We start from the raw sequence: 1,950 nt of genomic DNA on the forward strand, positions 1-1,950 counted from the left end.
CCCACCCCCCGTGGCACGGCACCGCCGTCCAGGAGAGCCTCCTCGACCCGACGCCGACGACAGCGGCTCCCGTGGTACCGCAGGCGGCGCGGGAGCCCGCACAGGCCTCTGCGGCAGGCCCGCAGGCGACCGCGCACGGCCTGCTGCCCGACTCGCTCTCCGACCGCGGCAACGCCAAGCTCTTCGTCCACCTCTACGGAAGCGACTACCGCCACGTCCCCGGCCTCGGCTGGTACCGGTGGTCCGCCCACCGCTGGCAGCTCGACGAGGACGACACCGTCCTGTGGGCGGCCGGCGAGATGGCCGAGAGCATCGCCACCCACGACTCGCGCGGCCTCTACACCAACACCGACCTGCGCCGGCACCGCCGCCGGGCCCTGTCCACCTCCGGCATGAACGCCATGCTCACCCAGGCCAAGTCCGCCCCCGGCATGGTGCTCAACGCGGCCCTCCTCGACGCCGACGCGTACGCCCTGTGCACCCCCGGCGGCGTGGTCGACCTGCGCACCGGCGCGATCGTCCCGCCGGACCCGAAGGTCCACCACCACTCGCGCTCCACCACCCTGGCCCCGGCCCGGATGCCCACCCCGCGCTGGAACCGCTTCCTGACCGACACCTTCGGCGACGACAAGGAAGGCCGCCAGACCCGCGACTTCCTCCACCTGCTGCTCGGCTACTCCATCAGCGGCGACGTCGGCGCCCAGGTCATGCCCTTCCTCTACGGCCAGGGCAAGAACGGCAAGTCCGTCCTGCTCGACGTCATGATCCAGCTCCTCGGCGACTACGCCGACGCGGCCCCGCCCGGCTTCCTCATGGCCAAGACCTTCGACGGCCACCCCACCGACCTCGCCGAGCTCCACGGCCGCCGCATCATCGTCTGCTCCGAACTCAAGCCCGGCGACCGCTTCGACGAGGCCCGGGTCAAGCTGCTCACCGGCGGTGACAAGATCAAGGCCCGCCGGATGCGCCAGGACTTCTTCTCCTTCGAGCCCACCCACAAGCTCTGGCTGCTCGGCAACCACCGCCCCGAGGTCGGCACCGGCGGCTTCGCCTTCTGGCGGCGCATGCGCCTGATCCCGTTCGAACGGGTCGTGCCCGAGGAGCGCAAGATCGACAACCTGGCCCACGTCCTCGTCGCCGAGGAAGGCCCCGGGATCCTGGCGTGGCTCATCGAGGGAGCCCGCCGCTACTTCGCCGGGGAGAAGGACCTCGCCGGCCCCCAGGCCGTCCAGACCGCCACCACCGCCTACGCCGAGACCGAGGACCACGTCGGCCGCTTCCTCAAGGAGGCGTGCGTCACAGGCGAGGGCATGCGTGCCGAACAGTCCCAGCTCTTCGGCGCCTACACCCGTTGGTGCGGCTTCGAGGGGGCCAATCCCGTATCCGGGCGTGCCTTCGCCGCACGAGTTCGCGAGACACTGGGTATGACATCTCCCAAGGAGATGGTCCTGTCCAACAGCCGCAAGTACTACCCGGGCATCGGCCTGATCACCGACGACACAGAGGAGCACAACGCGTGAGCGCGCTGATCGACCCGGCCGAGCTCGCCCACGAAACCGACCTCGTCTGGCTGGAGGACACCTCCGACCTCGACTACGTCCGTCAGTCGCTGGACCGCCTCACCACCCGCCGCGGCCGCCCGGCCTACCACCGCGACGGCCGCATGGTCGGCTACGCGATCCTCGGCCCCGACGCCAAGTCCTCGCGGGCCTCCGGCACCTTCCGCCGCCGCGTCTTCTGGCTCCTGCCGCACGACCGCGACCAGGACCCCGAGGGCCTCTACACCACCGGCGCCCCCTCCGAGGCCGTGGACCCGCGCACCGTCGCCCCGGGCGTCAAGGGCTACAAGACCGAGCGCTCCGAGGGCGGCCCGGCCTCCCCCGCTATGCTCGAACTGGGGATAACGCTTCCGAAGGCCTGACGGCTTGGGGACGTGGGGGCGGGAGAGGG

2 protein-coding genes are annotated in these 1,950 nt (G+C 71.4%); both read left to right on the top strand.

Translation table 11 applies throughout. The annotated features are described in order from the left end of the window. On the top strand, positions 1–1,520 hold a 1,520-nt coding region (locus tag ACIQOV_RS39420; RefSeq protein ID WP_401055711.1), incomplete at its 5' end, for a phage/plasmid primase, P4 family. Beyond that, positions 1,517–1,921, top strand: a complete 405-nt coding sequence (locus ACIQOV_RS39425) for a DUF6009 family protein (protein WP_331768794.1) — start codon at positions 1,517–1,519, stop codon at positions 1,919–1,921. The genes ACIQOV_RS39420 and ACIQOV_RS39425, both read left to right, overlap by 4 nt. Positions 1,922–1,950: the final 29 nt, after the last annotated feature.

The sequence above is a fragment of the Kitasatospora sp. NPDC091257 genome (assembly GCF_044757675.1).
GTDB lineage: Bacteria > Actinomycetota > Actinomycetes > Streptomycetales > Streptomycetaceae > Kitasatospora > Kitasatospora lactacystinica.